The sequence below is a fragment of the Nonomuraea sp. NPDC050691 genome (assembly GCF_040654455.1).
In the GTDB taxonomy this organism is placed as follows: Bacteria; Actinomycetota; Actinomycetes; order Streptosporangiales; family Streptosporangiaceae; genus Nonomuraea.
Map to the genome: position 1 here is coordinate 1 of NZ_JBFAIA010000182.1, position 16808 is coordinate 16808.

General features: G+C 72.4%; 19 protein-coding genes. 8 read left to right on the forward strand and 11 right to left on the reverse strand.

Annotated elements, in window-relative coordinates:
* From AB0H81_RS37475 to AB0H81_RS37485, 3 genes are all read right to left on the reverse strand, one after another.
* Positions 1–1243: AAA family ATPase (locus tag AB0H81_RS37475; RefSeq protein ID WP_358384778.1), on the reverse strand; the 1243-nt coding region annotated here is incomplete at its 3' end.
* An 82-nt stretch (positions 1244–1325) separates the two neighbouring features.
* The gene (locus tag AB0H81_RS37480; protein WP_358384781.1) at positions 1326–2312 is read right to left on the reverse strand and encodes a LysR family transcriptional regulator; all 987 of its coding nucleotides are present in this window, start codon (positions 2310–2312) and stop codon (positions 1326–1328) included.
* 63 nt (positions 2313–2375) lie between these two features.
* Positions 2376–2726: a hypothetical protein gene (locus AB0H81_RS37485; protein ID WP_358384826.1), complete on the reverse strand. Its 351-nt coding sequence runs from the start codon at positions 2724–2726 to the stop codon at positions 2376–2378.
* On the opposite strand from AB0H81_RS37485, the gene AB0H81_RS37490 reads away from it, so the two are divergent.
* The 3 genes from AB0H81_RS37490 (at position 2680) to AB0H81_RS37500 (ending at position 4444) form a co-directional block, all read left to right on the forward strand.
* Entirely contained in the window at positions 2680–3603 is a 924-nt protein-coding gene (locus AB0H81_RS37490) for a putative sulfate exporter family transporter (protein ID WP_358384823.1), read from the forward strand. The two genes, AB0H81_RS37485 and AB0H81_RS37490, sit on opposite strands and share 47 nt — an antisense overlap.
* Before the next feature lie 222 nt (positions 3604–3825).
* Positions 3826–4251, forward strand: a complete 426-nt coding sequence (locus AB0H81_RS37495; protein ID WP_358384783.1) for a type II toxin-antitoxin system RelE/ParE family toxin — start codon at positions 3826–3828, stop codon at positions 4249–4251.
* Positions 4178–4444, forward strand: a complete 267-nt coding sequence (locus tag AB0H81_RS37500) for a helix-turn-helix transcriptional regulator (protein WP_358384786.1) — start codon at positions 4178–4180, stop codon at positions 4442–4444. The genes AB0H81_RS37495 and AB0H81_RS37500 overlap by 74 nt, the downstream gene beginning before the upstream one ends.
* A gap of 250 nt (positions 4445–4694) precedes the next feature.
* On the opposite strand, the gene glgC is transcribed toward AB0H81_RS37500, so the two are convergent.
* Complete coding sequence (gene glgC / locus AB0H81_RS37505; RefSeq protein ID WP_175595771.1) at positions 4695–5930, reverse strand: glucose-1-phosphate adenylyltransferase; 1236 nt, start codon at positions 5928–5930, stop codon at positions 4695–4697.
* Positions 5931–6124: 194 nt separating this feature from the next.
* Here glgC and glgA point away from each other — a divergent pair, with 194 nt between their 5' ends.
* Entirely contained in the window at positions 6125–7312 is a 1188-nt protein-coding gene (gene glgA, locus AB0H81_RS37510; protein ID WP_358384789.1) for a glycogen synthase, read from the forward strand.
* Between the two features lie 70 nt (positions 7313–7382).
* Here the strand turns inward: glgA and AB0H81_RS37515 are convergent, their stop codons facing one another.
* Positions 7383–7751, reverse strand: coding sequence for a PH domain-containing protein (locus tag AB0H81_RS37515; protein WP_358384792.1), 369 nt, complete (start codon positions 7749–7751; stop codon positions 7383–7385).
* A 106-nt stretch (positions 7752–7857) separates the two neighbouring features.
* Here AB0H81_RS37515 and AB0H81_RS37520 point away from each other — a divergent pair, with 106 nt between their 5' ends.
* On the forward strand, positions 7858–9336 hold the full coding sequence (locus AB0H81_RS37520) for an Nramp family divalent metal transporter (protein WP_358384795.1): 1479 nt from the start codon (positions 7858–7860) through the stop codon (positions 9334–9336).
* A gap of 43 nt (positions 9337–9379) precedes the next feature.
* Here the strand turns inward: AB0H81_RS37520 and AB0H81_RS37525 are convergent, their stop codons facing one another.
* The 6 genes from AB0H81_RS37525 to AB0H81_RS37550 all read right to left on the reverse strand — a co-directional run bounded on the left by AB0H81_RS37525 (position 9380) and on the right by AB0H81_RS37550 (position 14372).
* Complete coding sequence (locus tag AB0H81_RS37525; RefSeq protein WP_358384798.1) at positions 9380–9784, reverse strand: nitroreductase family deazaflavin-dependent oxidoreductase; 405 nt, start codon at positions 9782–9784, stop codon at positions 9380–9382.
* Between the two features lie 91 nt (positions 9785–9875).
* Positions 9876–10331 (reverse strand): hypothetical protein, encoded by a 456-nt coding sequence (locus tag AB0H81_RS37530; protein WP_358384801.1) that lies wholly within the window; start codon positions 10329–10331, stop codon positions 9876–9878.
* A 194-nt stretch (positions 10332–10525) separates the two neighbouring features.
* A complete protein-coding gene (locus AB0H81_RS37535; RefSeq protein WP_358384803.1) occupies positions 10526–11038 on the reverse strand; it encodes a GNAT family protein in 513 nt (170 codons plus the stop codon).
* Between the two features lie 79 nt (positions 11039–11117).
* Complete coding sequence (locus AB0H81_RS37540) at positions 11118–11825, reverse strand: hypothetical protein (RefSeq protein WP_358384806.1); 708 nt, start codon at positions 11823–11825, stop codon at positions 11118–11120.
* Between the two features lie 200 nt (positions 11826–12025).
* Entirely contained in the window at positions 12026–12958 is a 933-nt protein-coding gene (locus AB0H81_RS37545) for an SPFH domain-containing protein (RefSeq protein ID WP_358384809.1), read from the reverse strand.
* A 109-nt stretch (positions 12959–13067) separates the two neighbouring features.
* A complete protein-coding gene (locus tag AB0H81_RS37550) occupies positions 13068–14372 on the reverse strand; it encodes an MFS transporter (RefSeq protein WP_358384812.1) in 1305 nt (434 codons plus the stop codon).
* A 94-nt stretch (positions 14373–14466) separates the two neighbouring features.
* Here AB0H81_RS37550 and AB0H81_RS37555 point away from each other — a divergent pair, with 94 nt between their 5' ends.
* The 3 genes from AB0H81_RS37555 to AB0H81_RS37565 all read left to right on the forward strand — a co-directional run bounded on the left by AB0H81_RS37555 (position 14467) and on the right by AB0H81_RS37565 (position 16628).
* Positions 14467–15147, forward strand: a complete 681-nt coding sequence (locus AB0H81_RS37555; RefSeq protein ID WP_358384815.1) for a GntR family transcriptional regulator — start codon at positions 14467–14469, stop codon at positions 15145–15147.
* 26 nt (positions 15148–15173) lie between these two features.
* Positions 15174–15536 carry a DUF2203 domain-containing protein gene (locus tag AB0H81_RS37560; protein ID WP_358384818.1) on the forward strand — a complete coding sequence of 121 codons (363 nt, stop codon included), beginning with the start codon at positions 15174–15176 and terminating at the stop codon, positions 15534–15536.
* A gap of 75 nt (positions 15537–15611) precedes the next feature.
* The gene (locus AB0H81_RS37565) at positions 15612–16628 is read left to right on the forward strand and encodes a hypothetical protein (RefSeq protein ID WP_358384820.1); all 1017 of its coding nucleotides are present in this window, start codon (positions 15612–15614) and stop codon (positions 16626–16628) included.
* Positions 16629–16808 lie beyond the last annotated feature (180 nt).

Sequence of the window (16808 nt, forward strand, 5' to 3'; positions counted from 1 at the left end):
CGCCGTGCGCGGGGGCCTGGCCGGCGGCGGCGTGGCCGTGCCGCCGCCTGGAGTCGACGTCGCCCGCCCGCCGGGGGTGGGGGGCGAGCCGGACCAGCGGCCGCTGGTCGAGCGTGGCCAGCGCCGCCATGGCCCGCCGGTGGAGCAGCCGCCGGTCGGGTCCGGGGATCGCGTCGTAGACGGCCTGCTGGGCGAGCGGGTGCCGGAAGCCGTACTGGCCGTCGGGGTGCTCCAGCAGCACGCCCGCCTTGAGCGCCTCGCGCAGACCCGTCCCGTCCCTGCCGACGGCGGCGATCAGCGGCTCGTCGGCGGGCAACTGGAGCACGGCGGCGGCGTGCACCGCCCGCAGCGCGGCGGGGGAGAGGCCGGCCAGCTGCTCGGCCATCGCCTCGCGCAGCAGCAGCGGCACCGCGATGCGGTCCAGGCCGGCCGGGTCCGCCTCGCCGTCCTCGTCGGCGCCGGGGAACCGGCCGACCTCGTCGAGCAGCGAGCGGACGACCTCCTCCACCACGAACGGGACGCCGGCCGTGTGCTCGCGCAGCCGGGCCGCGAAGGACGCGGACAGCTCCGCGCGGCCGAGCAGGGTGCCCGCCATGCGCCGGACGCCCTCCACGTCCAGGGGCGTCAGCGCCACCACCGCGCTGTTGACGCCCTGCGGATGCCGGTAGGCGTGCCCGAACGGCAGCCCCGGCACCGGCAGGTCCTCCCGCCGGAAGGTGACCACCAGGGCCAGGCCCGCCGGGGGCTGGTCGGTGAGGAAACGCAGCAGGTCACGCGTGCCGTCGTCGGCCCAGTGCAGATCCTCCACCACGAGCAGGACCGGCCCCGCCGCGGTCAGCAGCGCGTGGACGGCCCGGAACAACCGGTGACGCTCGGCGCGCGGGTCGTCGACCGGCGGCGGAGGCGGCGCCGGCGGCAGGTGCTCGGCCAGCTCCGGCAGGTAGCCGCGCAGCGTCCCGGTCACCGGGTTCAGCGCCGACCGGTCGGGCAGCGCCGGGGCCGCGTGCCGCAGCGCGTCGAACACCGGCCCGTAGGGGAACGGCTCCCTGAGCTGGTGGCAGTGGCCGACCAGCACGGTGCGCTCGTCGGGAAGGAGCTCCACGGCGGCCCGGACCAGCCGGGTCTTGCCGATCCCCGCCTCGCCCTGCACCAGGGCCACGGCGGGCGGGCTGGTGATCGCGTGAAGGAGCGCCCTGAGCTGCTGATCGCGTCCGACCAGCGCTGGGGAGGCGAGGCTCGTCATCGGGTGCTCCGAAACAGTGCGGGTGTGCTGCCCGTGCCGGATTCCGTTATCCACTAATGGTCAAGTGCGGTCAACCCTCGCCTTACTCACCGGTCACCCGCCCGTCCCCCCTTCCGCCTCCCGTACGGCCTGTCTCCTCTCCCGCGCGGCGCTGTCCGGGCAGGTGGCGCGAGTGGCCGGAGGAGCCGGCGAGCCGCACGAGCTCGGCGGCGGCGCCCGCGAGCCTGGCCCGCCCCGGCCAGACCGCGAACAGCGGCCGCCGCCCGTCGAAGCCCGCTACGGGCACCTCGACCAGCCGTCCCTCGCGCAGCTCGGCCGCCACGGCCAGCACGCTGAGCACGGCCGGGCCGACCCCCGCCTCCACCGCCACCTTCACCGCGGCGTTCGAGGACAGCTCCAGGGCCGGCGCGGCGACGTCCTGCCCGGCCAGGATCCGATCGACGGCGTGACGGGTGCCTGAGCCGGGCTCGCGCCTGACCAGCGGCGTCGCGGCCAGCTCCGCGAACCCCAGCGGAGCGCGCCGGCGCGCCCAGGGATGCCGGGGCGCCACCACGACCACCATCCGGTCCTGCGCGATCTGCCGGGCGGTCAGCCCCTCCGGCAGGTACGGCGACTCGATGAAGCCCACGTCGATGTCGCCCTCCCGCGCCAACCGGCAGACGACCTCCGAATTGGCCACGCGCAGCCCCACCTCCACGTCCGGCGCGGCGCGGCGCAGCGCCACGAGCCAGCCGGGCAGCAGGTACTCGGCGACAGTCATGCTGGCCGCCACCCGCACGCGGGCGTCCCGGTCCCGGCGCAGCGCGTCCACTCCGGCCAGGAGCTCGCCGGCCGCCTCCAGCGCCACCCGGGCCCGTCCGGCGACGACCTCGCCCTGCGGGGTGAGCCGCGAGCCGGTGGTCGAGCGGTGCAGGAGGGGCACGCCCAGCTCGCGCTCCAGGGTGTCGAGCCGGCGGCTGGCCGAGGCCTGCGTGATGCCGTGCAGCCTCGCGGCCTTGCCCAGGCTGCCGTGCTCGGCGATCAGCAGCAGCAGTTCGAGGCTGCCCAGGTCGGGCCATCGTCGGGTCATGCACTCACCGTATGACCCCGTGCGAAACCGGTGGCTACCGGGCGTCCCGGACGGTTGTGAAGATCAGCCCATGAGCGCGTCCACCACCCCGCCGCCCTCCGGCACGCCGTCCACAAGATCGGCGTCCACCCGCTCGCCGTCCACCATCACGGCCCCCGTCCCCCCGCCCTCCACCAGCCCGCCCGTCGCCGGCCCCTTGACCGCCCGCCCACCCTCCACCAGTCCGTCGTCCCCGAGCCCGCCGTCCGCCGCCCCGCCGTCCGCCGCCCCGCCGTCCGCCGCCCCGTCGTCCGGCAGCCCGGCGCGGGCCGTCGCCGGGAATGGCTCGCTCGTGCCCGGGCTGCTCGTGGCCGCCGCCGGCGTGGCGGTGGCCGTCGCCGTCAACGCGCTCGTCCCCGCCGTGAGTCCGCTCATGACGGCCGTCGTCCTCGGCGCCCTCCTCGGGAACCTCGGCGGGCGGCCGGAGGCCCTGCGGCCCGGCCTGGCGTTCGCCTCCGGGCGGCTGCTGCGCCTCGGCGTCGTCCTGCTCGGCGCGCGGCTCGCCGTGCCGGACGTCCTCGCCCTCGGACTCCCGGTGCTGCTGCTGGTCGTGACGACGGTGGCCGTGACGTTCTCCGGCACCTGGTGGCTCGGGACGCGGCTGGGCCTGGGCCGCGAGCCGGCCCTGCTCGTGGCCACGGGCTTCTCCATCTGCGGCGCCGCCGCCATCGCGGCCATGGACGGCGTGACCGACAGCGAGAAACGGGACGTCATGACCGCGGTCGCCCTGGTCACCCTGTACGGCTCGCTCGCGATCGCCCTCCTGCCCCTCGCCGGTGGGCTCCTTCACCTGCCCGCGGAGAGCTTCGGCGTCTGGACCGGGGCGAGCGTGCAGGAGGTGGCCCAGGTGGTGGCCACGGCCCAGACGGCCGGACCGGTCGCCCTCGCCGCGGCCGTGGTCGTCAAGCTGACCCGGGTCGTCATGCTCGCCCCGCTCATCGCGGGCGTCAGTCTCTGGCGCCGCCGCACCGCCGGACCGGGCCCGCGGCGCAGGACTCCCGTGGTGCCGCTCTTCGTCGCCGGGTTCCTGGCCATGGTCGCCCTGCGCAGCCTCGGCGCGGTGCCGGACGGCTGGCTCGCGCCGCTCAAGACCGCGGAGACGGTCCTGTTCACCGCCGCCCTGTTCGCGATGGGGACGGCCGTAGGGGTGAGGGAGCTCCTGCGCACCGGCCGCCGCGCCGTCATCCTCGGGGCCGTCTCGACGCTGCTCGTCACGCTGGTGGCGTTGACCGGCGTGCTCGTCCTGGTCTGACGAGTCCTGAGTGACGGCTCCTGGGCTGACGAGTGCCCAGATCGACGAGTGCCCAGATCGACGGGCCGCGGTCGACGGGCCGCGGGTCGACGAGTGCCGGGTTAATGAGTGGCAGCCGCGACGATCACCTGACTACCGTGGACGCCATCCGGATGATCGACGGGTCACACTCTGACCGGCGGGAATGGCGCCCCCCGGCCGGACGGCGGCCCCGCCTCGGGCATGGCCCACGCCAGCCCCGCCCGAGGCGAAGTTCGCAACTGGCTTGGAGGTCTGCCTTCGGCGCTGTTCGCAAAGGCGGCCTTCTACGTCGATCTTCTTGCGTCGGAGGGGCCTCTGCTGGGCGAGCCCTACGCCAAGCAGCTGGACGGCAAGCTCCGTGAGCTACGGTTCCATCTCGACGAGTTCGCGATGCGCGTCACGTACTGGATCGCACCCGGTCGTCGGATCGTGCTCCTGACCGTGTTCCACAAGACGCGGGCACGAGACGATCGGGTGAGGTCGACCGGGCTCGGCGGGCCATGCGTCGCTGCATCGAGTCGGCGCACACCGTTGACGAGGAAGAAGAAGCGGTATGAGCGAACAGGGAAGCTGGCGGGAACTCAGAGATCGCCGGATGGCCGAGCCGGGTGCGGCCGAGGCGTATGAGGCCGCGCGTATCGCCTACGAGCTGGGCAAGACGGTCCGCGCGATGCGGGAGGGGCGAGGCTGGAGCCAGAGCGATCTGGCTCGGGAGGCCGGCATGACACAGTCCGCGGTGGCCCGCTTCGAGGCGGGCGGGACCAGGGCTCTGGATGCTGATCTGGAGGTACGCATCAGCCCGCGCGCTCCGGCGGCGTGATCCGATTTTCGCGTGACCTGAACTGCTACCACCAGCTCTCTGTCGTCCAGGTGGCCGGCGCTCGGGGGGCCGGGGGCCAGCCACCGGCAAGGGGGTGTGGGGGAGCTTGGCTCCCCCACAGTCACAGCCCGAACCTCCTCGCGCGGAGCGTGCCCTTGTGAGGACCTCGCTTTTGAGCCCTGATCGCCCGGATCCCCTCCGCGCGAAGCGCGCCCCGTGAGGAGCTTGCCTTTGCAGCCCACAAGCCCCGTCAGCGTTCGACGATCTCGTTCTTGCCGATGACCACGACCCCGCCGCGCGTCAGCGCGAAGCGGGTGCGGTCGTAGTCGAGGTCGAAGCCGATGCGCGCCCCGTCGGGGATCACCACGTTCTTGTCGATGATGGCCCGCCGCACGATGGCGCCTCGCCCCACCTTGACGTTGTCCATGAGGACGGAGTCCTCCACCAGCGAGTGGGAGTGGAGCACCACCTTGGGTGACAGGCACGAGCGGATGGCCGTGCCGCCCGAGACGATGACGCCCGGCGACACGAGCGAGTCGATCGCCCGGCCGACCCGGTCGCCGTCGTTGTGCACGAACTTGGCGGGCGGCAGCGGGTCGTGGCCGGTGTGGATCGGCCACTTGTCGTTGTACAGGTTGAAGATCGGGTGGGCCGAGATGAGGTCCATGTGGGCCTCGTAGTAGGCGTCGAGCGTGCCCACGTCGCGCCAGTAGCCGCGGTCGCGCTCGGTGGAGCCCGGCACCACGTTGTTGGCGAAGTCGTAGACGTCGGCGCCGCCCGACTTGACCATCATCGGGATGATGTTGCCGCCGAGGTCGTGCTTGCTCGTCGGGTCGAGCGCGTCCTCGCGCAGCGCGTCGATCATGGCCTGGGTGCGGAAGACGTAGTTGCCCATCGAGGCGTACACCTCGTCGGGCGAGTCGGCGAGCCCCACCGCGTCCTTCGGCTTCTCGCGGAACGCCACGATCCGCCGGCCCTGCGGGTCGGTCTCGATGACGCCGAACTGGTCGGCCAGCGACAGCGGCTGCCGGATGGCGGCCACCGTGACGTCGGCCCCGGAGTCCTCGTGCTGCTCGACCATCTGCCGGGGATCCATCCGGTAGATGTGGTCGGCGCCGAACACGATGACGTGGTCGGGCATCTCGTCGTAGATGAGGTTCAGGTTCTGGAACAGCGCGTCGGCCGATCCGGAGAACCAGCGCGGCCCGAGCCGCTGCTGCGCCGGTACCGGCGTGACGTAGTTGCCGAGCATGGCCGTCAGCCGCCAGGTGCGTGAGACGTGGCGGTCAAGACTGTGGTTCTTGTACTGGGTCAGTACGACGATCTGCAGGTAACCGCCGTTGGCGAGGTTGGACAGGACGAAGTCGATCAGACGGTACATCCCGCCGAACGGCACGGCCGGTTTCGCCCGGTCCGCCGTGAGAGGCATGAGCCTCTTCCCCTCGCCACCTGCCAGTACGACCGCAAGCACCCTCCGGGACCTCATGCCCAGGACGCTACCCCCTACGAGCCGATCTATCGACGTGGCCCCGTACCGGAGTGTCACTTTTCTTAAGATTTTGGTGATTTCTCCTTGCCCTGCGGCCGCAATGACCTCGGCCGATCCGGGACGGCCGGGCGCGGACGGCGAGTCGCACGCCGGTGTGTCCTTGATGGGCGAGATGCTCGTAAGGTCGTCTCATGCGCGTTGATCTGCTCAGCCGGGAGTATCCGCCAGAGGTGTACGGCGGTGCCGGAGTCCACATGGAATACCTGGCGAGCCGGTTGCGCCGCCTGGCCGACGTCCGGGTGCGGTGCTTCGGCGCGGACCGTGACGTGCCGGGCGTGTCCGCCTACCGGGTGCCCGGCGGGCTGGAGTCGGCCAATGCGGCGCTCCAGGTGCTGGGCGTCGACCTGGAGATGGCCGCCGCCTGCGAGGGTGCCGACGTCGTCCACTCCCACACCTGGTACGCCAATTTCGCCGGGCATGTCGCCAAGCTCCTGTACGGCGTCCCGCACGTCGTCACCACGCACAGCCTCGAACCGCTGCGCCCGTGGAAGGCCGAGCAGCTCGGCGGCGGCTACACGATCTCCTCGTGGGCCGAGCGCACCGCCCTGGCCGCCGCCGACGCGGTGATCGCGGTGTCGGAGGGCATGCGGCGCGACGTGCTGGCCGCCTACCCGGAGATCCCGCCGGAGCGGGTGAGCGTGATCCACAACGGCATCGACACCACCGAGTACGCCCCCGACCGGGACGACGCGGTGCTGAAGAAGCACGGCGTGGACCCCGCCAAGCCGTATGTGATCTTCGTGGGTCGCATCACCCGGCAGAAGGGCCTGGTCCACCTCCTGCACGCGGCGCGGTCCCTCGACCCCGGCGCGCAGCTCGTGCTCTGCGCCGGCGCCCCCGACACGCCGGAGATCGCCGCCGAGGTGGCCGCCCTGGTCCGCGAGCTCGAACGCGAGCGCGAGGGCGTGGTGTGGATCTCCGAGATGCTGCCCAAGCCCGAGGTGATCCAGCTCCTGACGCACGCCACGGTGTTCGTGTGCCCCTCGGTGTACGAGCCCATGGGCATCGTCAACCTGGAGGCCATGGCCTGCGAGACGGCCGTCGTCGCCACCGCCACGGGCGGCATCCCCGAGGTGGTCGCCGACGGCGAGACCGGGCTGCTCGTGCCGATCGACCAGGGCCCCGACGGCACCCCGCACGACCCGGAGCGCTTCGCCGCCGACTTCGCCGAGCGGGTCAACGCCCTGCTGGCCGACCCCGGACGGGCCCGCCGGATGGGCGAGGCCGGCCGGGCGCGGGCGATCGAGCACTTCTCGTGGGAGCGCATCGCCGAGCGCACCCTGGAGCTGTACACCTCCGTGGCCGGGCCGGCCGTGTGAAGCGCGTGACCGGGCCGGTCGTGTGACGTGACGGCGCCCGGCCCCGTCCGGGGCCGGGCGCCGCGGGCGGTCAGCCCTGGGAGATGTGGTGGAGGATCACGTCGTGGACGTGGTGCGCCTTGTTCTCGCCGCGGAAGTCCACCTCGTACGTGTGCGTCCCGACGTGGATGGCGATCGAGCCCGACGAGAAGAACCCGCCGGCGAACGACTTGTTGCTGACCACGCTCACCGCGGAGATCTTGCCGTACGGGATGCTGGTGAGCGCGACCTTCTTGCCCACGAACGACGTGTCCTGCACGATCACGCGGCGGTCGGTGAGGCCGAGGAAGCCGGTTCCCGCCCCGATCGCGTCGTAGACGGCGACGATCCGCTCGCCCGGCAGGAGGCCGCTTTCGATCTGTTTGAGCTGTTCTTTCCGATCATAGGGAATGTCAGCCATGCCCCGGCAACGAATGGAAGCTGTCTTTCCGTTCCGCGCGTAGCATGGAGTTTGGGCCTTGTGACCCGCGCCCGCGGGGATCACCCTGAACGTCGGGAGGCCCCAGATGACACGAACTCTCGGAGTCAGCCGGCCGGATCTCGCCGGCGCCGACCTGCCCACACCCGAAGAGGTGTTCAAGGTCTCCAGGATCGGCCCCAAGGAGCTGTTCAAGTACGCCGTCGGCCCGAGCCTCATCGCGCTCGGCATCTCGATCGGCAGCGGCGAATGGCTGCTCGGCCCGCTCAGCGTCGGCCAGTACGGCTTCGTGGGGATCGGCTGGGTGATCGTCGTCTCCGCGCTGCTGCAGACGTTCTACAACATCGAGTGCTCCCGCTACGTCGTCGCGACGGGGGAGACCCCGGTGGTCGGCTGGGGGCGGGTGCCGCCGGGATGGAAGTTCTGGATCCCGCTCTCCGTCTTCATCGTGATCTTCGCGTTCATCGCCGGAGGCTGGGCGGCGTCGGCGGGGCAGGGCGTCTACGCGCTCGTCCACGGCACGGTCGCGCCCGCGGGCGCCGAGGAGCCGCGCCTGTGGGCCATCGCGCTGCTCGTCCTGGTCTTCCTGATCACGGCCGCGGCCCGCCGCATCAGCCGCACGCTGGAACTGGCCAACTGGGTGATGGTGAGCGCCATCCTGCTCGGCCTGCTGGTGATCTGCCTGTTCGTGGTGCCGTTCAGCCAGTGGTGGGAGGGCATCCGCGGATTCGTCACCCCGGCCGCCCCGCCTTCCGGCATCACGGCCACCCAGCTGGGCGCCCTGGCCGGGTTCACCGCGCTCGCCTCCGGGCTCAACTGGTACGTGATGGGTCACTACCGGGACAAGGGCTACGGCATGGGCTACCGGGCCGGGTTCATCTCCGGGCTGCGCGGCGAGCGCCGCGAGATCCTGGCCAGCGGTGTCACCTTCCCCGACGACGAGCGCAACAGGGCGCTGTGGCGCAGGTGGTACCGGCTGCTGCTGACCGACATGTGGGGCGTGTTCTTCGTCGGCGCCATGCTCGGCATGCTGCTGCCCACGATCCTCATGGCCCAGGCGGTCGCCATGACCGGGCAGAAGCCCACGCGGGCCGACGTCCCGACCTTCGTGGCCACCGCGCTCGGCGACGAGTACGGGCCGGCCCTGTTCTACGTGGCGCTGGTGCTCGGGGTGCTCATCCTGTTCTCCACCCAGCTCGGCATCTTCGAGGCGATGGTGCGCGTCACCACGGACGCCGCGCACGCCACCTGCCCGCGGCTGCGGGCGCTGGTGGAGGGCGACCCGCGCCGCTTCTACTACCCGTTCATGCTCGTGCTGCTGGTGGTGATCTCGGTCGTCATCCACCTGGCGCTGCCGGTCGGGCTGGTGGAGTGGTCGGCCAACATGTCGAACCTGGGCGCGCTGATCTACCCGTTCCTGCTGATGTACCTCAACAGCCGCCTGCCGCGCCCGGCCCGCCCACGCCCGTGGCACTACGTGGTGCTGGTGCTCAACGTGCTGTTCTTCGGCTTCTTCTTCGTCAACTTCATCGCCGACTTCCTCGGCGACCCGCTGGTGACGTTCTGACGCGCCAGGACGGGCGGTCCGGGGCGGTCCTGGGTGGGCGGTTTCAGCGGAGCGGCTCCAGGACGACGACCGGGATCTCGCGGTCGGTGCTCTGCTGGTACTTGTCGTAGTCGGGCCAGGCCCGGGTCATCAGGGTCCACAGCTCCGGCTTCTCCTCGGGGATGGCGGTGTGCGCGCGGGCCTTGAACTTGTCGCCCTTGACCTGCACCTCCGCCTCGGAGTTCTCCTCGAGGTTCTTGTACCAGTCGGGGTGGTCGGGGTCGCCGCCCTTGGACGCCACGACGACGTAGGCGTCGCCGTGCTTCTGGTAGATGAGCGGCGTGGTGTACGGGCGGCCCGAGCGGCGGCCCTTCGTGGTCAGGAGGAGGACCGTCGTGTTGTTCCAGTCGTGGCCTTCCTCGCCGTTGGTCTGCTGATAACGCTGAACGTGTTCCTTGCCGTAAAGCATGAGGGCCGACTACCCGGGACGGGAGGCATGTCACCGCCGGCGGCCGGGTCTGTACGAGGACTTGACCGGCCGCCCCGACCCGCCCGGGAGGTCACAGGTAGGGGCGGGTGACCGTGACCAGGTCGGGGACGGCGTCGCGGGTGTCGACGTAGAGCGCGGTGTCGGGGGTGCGCTCGCGCACGTCGCGGTCGCGGATCGCGAACACGGCCGGAGGGACGCCCGCGTCGCCGTAGCGGCCGGTGACCGCCGCGGAGATCGCCCGCCGCACGTCGGCGACCACGCCGCGTGTCGTGTGGCCGGGACCGGAGGCGGCGAGGTAGCCGAGCAGCGCGGCGAAGCGCTGCTCCGCCTCGGCGGCCGGCGTCCGCCTGGCGGCGGCGGGGCGGTCGAGCCAGAACACCTTGCCGGCGAGGAACGCCTCGTAGCTCACGCCGTCATGGTCGAGCGTGCGGGCCGTCTCGGCCAGCAGCGCGCCGAACTCGGCCAGGTCGGCGCGCGGCGGCAGGTCCGTCGTGACGAACAGGGGCACGATCAGCGAGTCGAGCATGTCTGTGATCCCTCCGTGAGGAGCCTCATCGTAGGGGGAGCCACCGACAATCCCCGGCGGCGACGCACCGCCGCGTCAAGCCCGCCAGGCCCGCCGGGCAGGGGGCCCGCTACCGGGCCCGCCGAGCCGGGAGCGCGCCGTCATTCCCGGGCGGAACCGCCCGGCCTGTCAACCCCGGCCGCCCCCGTGCGGGGTCAGCGGTCGGTCCACTCGTCCTCCAGCGCCGAGTGGACGATGGAGTCGCGCCAGCCGTCCGGTGTCGGCAGGTGGTGGCGGATGCGGCCCTCCTCGACCATGCCGGCGGTCAGCATCGCAAGCTGCGCGGGCAGGTTGTCGGGGGAGCGGGCGCCCCAGACGCGGTGCAGGCGGAGCTGCTTGAAGCCGAACGACAGCAGCAGCCGGATGAGGTCCGTGCCCATGCCCCGGCCCCACTGGTCGGGGCGCAGCCCGAGGCCGATCTCGGCGCTGTGCGGGAGGTCGGCCTCGACGTGCAGCCGGGCGACGCCGATCACCTCGTGGTGCTCGGCGTCCTCGACCGCGAAGACGTACAGGCGGCGCGGCTCGTCCTCCGCCGCCTCCAGGGCTTCCTGGACCAGCGCCCCCACCTGCTCGGAGGTGAGGGCGCCGAAAGGCATGAAGCGCGTCGCGGCCGGGTCGCCGTAGATGGCGTGCAGCGCCGCCACGTCGGCCTCCGTGACGTCACGCAAGCACAAACGCGCACCATTGCACTGCACGCGGCGCATGGGGAGAAGTAAACGCGAGTTCTGTGATCTCCACAAGCCCTTGTCAAGTGGCGAGTTGACTACCGTAAGCTCGGGCGACAAGTTCGGCGATGGCGCTGTGCGCGCCGAGCGGCTCGGCGTGCCCGGCGTCGATCTCGGCGGCGGCCTGCTCCACGGTGCCCGGGGCCACCTCGTGACCGATCACGCAGGGGGCGATGGCCAGCCGTTCGGCCCCGGCGGCGCGCAGCCGCTGGGCGGCCACGCTCACGCCCGGCTCGCTGTCGAGCGAGGCCGCCACGACCGGCAGCGTGAGCCGGGAGGCGAGCAGCACGGCCGTGGCCTGGACGGCCTGCACGGCCCGCGCGCCCCCGGCGGTGCCGAGGATGACCGCGTCGACGGGGCTGGAGACGTTGAGCAGGCGCACCCGGTCGGCCCGGGCCAGGCCCTTCTCGGCCAGCCTGATGTGCAGCGCCTCGGCCAGCAGCGGGTGCGGGCCGAGCGCCTCGGTCACGACCGCCCCGGTGCCGCCGGCCGCCACGGCCTTGCCGATGTCGGCGAGGACAGCCGGGTCGTCCCAGGTCAGCAGCGGTACGACCACGGCGTCGCGGCCGGAGGGCAGGGAGTCTGCCAGGTCGGCGACCGTCGCCAGGCGCACCTCGATCTGGGGGTTGTCCACCCGCACGACCGCGGCGATCTCCGAGGCCGCGCCGGAGGCGTCGCCCGGCGCGGCGAGCACGAGCACGGGGGCGTCCGGCGGCAGGGACGTGGGCACGGGACGGCGGTGGCGACCGCCGCCCGGGCGGGGGGAACGTTCACGTACAGGCAGGCTCACAGGCGCGCAGTTTATGCCCAAAGGATGCCCGGTGTTCTGGGAATCGGCAGCGATTCAATCACAACGTCCCGCTTCGTTACCGGCCCGTTCGCCGTCCCTCCGCCGCGGCCCCCGCGGTCGCGGCGGCGGGACGGGGAAGATCAGCGGGCCGGGACCACAACCGATTGCGGGTTGCCCGGGGCGTACACCGTGATGCCCTGCGGCAACGACTTGAGCTTCTCGATCTCGGCGCAGGAGGGGCACTTGTCGTAGCCGTCCTGGCGGGCCCGGTTGGCCGCGGCCTCGGCCTTGGCCTGCTCCACCCTGGCCTGGGCCTCCGACACGGCGGCGCCCGCGGCCAGGGACCGGTCGACCGCCTTCTGCACCTCGGCCGGGAGCGTCACCCTGGCCAGCGTGAAGCGCAGCCCGGTCAGGAAGTCGCCGCCCAGCGTGCCGGGCAGCTCGCGGGCGAGCGTGGCGTTGACCGCGTTCTGCACCTTGACCAGGTTGGTGTTGCTGCTCTGCGGCTTGAGCGCGGTGCTCTCCAGCAGCGAGCACGACGGCACCAGCTCGCCGCACCGCATGGCGCCCACCTCGGAGCGCAGCGCGTTGTCGATGACCGGCCGCACCGCCTGGCCGAAGAAGGCACCCCAGCCCTCGTCACCGTCCCAGGGGTAGAGCGCGGCGTCGTCCTGCGCGCGGAAGGTGCGAGTGCCGTACTTGTCGTCGAACGTCTTGAGCGTCTCGTGGTCGAGGTTGAGCGTGAAGTACAGGGTGCCCTCGATGCCGAGGTTCACGCCGTCGCTGCTCGGCACCGTCACGACGTCCACGCCGAGGGCCGTGGCCCGCCTGGGGTCGGCGGTGATCGTGTAGAAGCGCTGCTGGGCCGGATAGCCGTGCGTGGACGACCACCAGCCGGTCCAGGTGAGGCCGGAGGCCGGGTCGATGACCTGGCGCACCTTGTTGTCGTCGAACGGGCCGCCGTCGCGGACCACGGCGACCTCGCCGCCGTCGGTCCGCTCCAGCCCGGTGACGAGGCCGATGAGCGCCGGGATCGCGAGGATCGCGGCGATGACGATCAGGGCGGTTCTCACGGGGGACCTCCCGCGCGGGCGGCGGGGGCAGCCGCCGCCCGCTGTTTCGCGGCGGTTTTGGGGGAGGGCGACCTCGGCGCCCCGGGCCCGGCCCGAATCCAGGGGCGGGTCAGCCCCGGTGGGCCAGGTCGGTGGGGCGGGCGAGGTCGAGGTCGCGGGTCTCCGGCGCGATGGCCAGGCCCACGGCGGTGATGGCCAGCGCGACCACCACGTAGATCGACACGGCGAGCGTCGTGCCGTACACGTCGAGCAGCTTGAGCGCGATGATCGGCGCGATCGCGCCGCCCACGATCCCGGCCACCTGGTAGCCCATGGAGGCGCCGCTGTAGCGCAGCCGGGTGCTGAACAGCTCCGCGATGAAGGCCGCCTGCGGCCCGTACATGGCGGCGTGCGTGATCAGGGCGACGACCACGGCGAGCGCGATGAGCGGGAACGAGCGGGTGTCGAGCAGCGGGAAGAACACGAACACCCAGACGGCAGCGCCGACCACGCCCGCCAGGTAGACCGGCCGGCGGCCGAGGCGGTCGGACAGGGCGCCGAAGAACGGGATCAGCGCCAGCTGCAGGGCCGAGCCGATGAGCACCGCGTTCAGGCCGACGGAGCGGGGCAGGCCGAGCCGGCCGGTCAGGTAGACGAGGATGTAGACGGTGAAGATGTAGAAGGCCACGTCGACGCCGATGCGGGCGGTGAAGGCCGACAGCAGCGCCCGCGGGTGCGTACGCAGCACCTCGACGAGCGGCATCCGCGCCTTCTGCCCCTGCTTGTCCACCTCCGCGAAGAGCGGCGACTCCGTCACCTTCAGCCGCACCCACAGCCCGACGATCACCAGCACGCCCGACAGCAGGAACGGGATCCGCCACCCCCACGCCAGGAACGCCGCGTCCGTCATCGTGGCCGACAGCAGTGTCAGCAGCGCGGTGGCCAGCACGAACCCGGCCGGCACCCCCACCTGGGGCCAGCTCGCGTTGAACCCGCGGCGGCGGTCGTCGGCGTGCTCCAGCGACATGATGACCGCGCCGCCCCACTCGCCGCCCAGCCCCAGCCCCTGGACGAACCTCAGCAGCGCCAGCAGGACCGGGGCGGCCACGCCGATGGTGGCGTACCCGGGGAGCAGGCCGATGAGGAACGTCGAGACGCCCATCACGAGCAGTGTGACGACGAGGACGGTCTTGCGCCCCGCCCGGTCGCCGAAGTGGCCGAACACGATGCCGCCGAGCGGCCGGGCGACGAACGCGACGGCGTTGGTGGTCAGGGCCAGCAGGGTGGCGTTGAGCGGGTCGAGCGTCGGGAAGAACAGCTTGCCGAAGACCAGCGTGGCCGCGGCCGTGTACAGGAAGAAGTCGTACCACTCAAGTGACGTGCCGACCAGGCTGGCGACGATCACCCGCCGGGCCTGGGAGGTGGAGCCTGCCATCGCTTCGCTCCCCACGGGGTTGAAGGGCTTTGTATTCAACATAGGAATCGTTGAACAACTCGACAAGGGGTTTGTTCGATGATTAATTGACGTCGTGGACAACGCGGTTGCTGATCTCGAACGGGACCGTTCGCGCCTGGGGCGCAGCAGCACGGCCGAGCGGGTCGCCGACATCCTGCGCGACCGCATCAGCGAGGGCTTCTTCGAGCCCGGGCAGCGCCTGTCGGAGGAGTCGATCTCCGAGGCGCTCGGCGTCTCGCGCAACACGCTGCGGGAGGCGTTCCGGCTCCTCGGCCACGAACGGCTGCTCGACCACCGGCTCAACCGGGGGGTGTTCGTCCGGATCCTGTCGGCGGAGGACGTCGCCGACCTCTACCGTGTCCGCCGCGTCATCGAGGGCGCGGCCGTCCGCCGCAGTCCCACCCCGCGGGCGCTGAGCCTGATCAAGGAGGCCGTCGCCGACGCCGAACGGGCCGCCGCGCGCGACGACTGGCACGCCGTCGGCACCGCCAACATCCGCTTCCACCAGGCGCTGGTCACCCTCAACCAGAGCCCGCGGCTGGACGAGGCCATGCGCCAGCTCCTCGCCGAGCTGCGGCTCGTCTTCCACGTCATGAAGAACCCGCGCGACTTCCACGAGCCGTTCGTCGAGCGCAACCGCCGCCTGCTGGAGCTGCTGGAGGCGGGCCGCGCGGACGAGGCGGCGGCCTTCCTCGACGGCTACCTCGACCACGCCGAGCGGCTCCTCGTGCACGCGTACGAACCCCACACCTGACCGGCGGCGGGCGCTAACGTGCCGTCATGGAAAGGCTTTTCACGCCCGATGAGGCCCGCGCGCTGCTGCCGGCGATCATCGAGGACGCCCACGCGCTCGTCGCCGCCCGCGCCGACATGACGGAGATCGCCCACGACCTGCGCACCTCGGGGTCGTCTCCGCTCGGCGGCATCCCCGAGCTCAAGGCGGTGGAGGCGCGCATCGAGGAGCTCCTGAGCGGGTGGGCCGGCCAGGGCCTGGAGATCAAGGGCATCGCGCCCGTCCTGCTCGACTTCCCGTCCCTGCTCGACGGGGTGTCCGTACGGCTGTGCTGGATCGAGGGGGAGACGGAGCTCGGCTGGTACCACCGCACGGACCTCGGCTTCGCGGGGAGACGGCCCCTGCCGTAGCTCTTGTGGCCGAGCTGTGACCAACCGCACTCCCCGTGCCGGGATCTAACCGGGGTGAACGGAAGGATCACCGACATGAGCCACATCTCCACATCCGCCGCGTTACTGGCCGCGGCAGTCATCGGAGGGGCGGCGCTCGCGCCGCTCCCCGCCCACGCCTCCCCCGCCGCCCCGATCGCAGCCGGCTCACCGGCGGCCCGGGCGGCGTGGATCCCGTCCTGCGAGAGCAAGAGCGGCGACACCCGCGCCTGCGGGCACTGGCGGCTGCTCATGGCCGACGGCCGCACGCTCACCGTCCGCGACGCGGCCCCCAACCGGACCGACGCCAAGGGCCGCCCGGACACCGACGAAGGCCGCTTCGCGATCAGCGGCGACGGCCGCGTCATCGCCTACGAGCGGGCCCGCGACCACCGCGTCGTCGTCCGGAAGGCCGCCGGGGGACAGGTCACGGAGCTGCCCGGGTCGCTCGTGCCGAAGGGGACCGGCACCGGCGACCTGACCCTGACGCTCTCACCGGCCGGCGACCGGCTCCTCGTGAGCTACGACGACGACCCGGCCCGCCGGCCCACCAAGGTCGTCACGATCGCCACCGGGAAGGTCACCGAGCTGCCCGCCGCCGACGAGTCCGCCGGGTTCAGCGGTGACGGCGACGAGGTGCTGGCCCGCCGCTTCCCCGGCGACAACACCACGGCGCTCGTCACCCACCGGCTCGGCGGCGGCTCCGTCAGGAGGACGCCGCCCCAGGTCGTGGGCAACGCCACCACCCTCGCCCTGGCCGCCGACGGCAAGACCGTGGCGGCGCTGATCGACGGCGACGCGGACCTGAAGCGGCCGCCGCGGCTGCGGATCTACGACATGGACAGCGGCGAGCTGCACGACACGGTGAAGCTGGCGCTCAAGCCGTCCGCCTCGCCGTACCTCGTCCGATGGACGGCCGACGGGCGGCTCGTCCTCACGACGGCGACCGACGACGACGCGAGGCCGGCGGTGGTACGGGTGCTCACCGCCGACCCTGAGACGGGCGAGGTCCGGCAGAACGACACGTACACCATCGGCAAGGACCGGCACGCCTTCTACGCGGCGGGAGAGTGATCTCGATGAGGAACGGAAACGGCAGGGGAACCGTCGCGGTGGGGGCCGCAGGTGTCGCGCTGGGGCTGGCCGCCCTTCTGCCCATGCCCGCGACCGCGCTGGCGGGCCCGGTGACGCCGGCCGCGGCCGGCGCGCTCCACGAGCCGCCGCACGCGCACACCGGCCACGGGCAGGACAGCG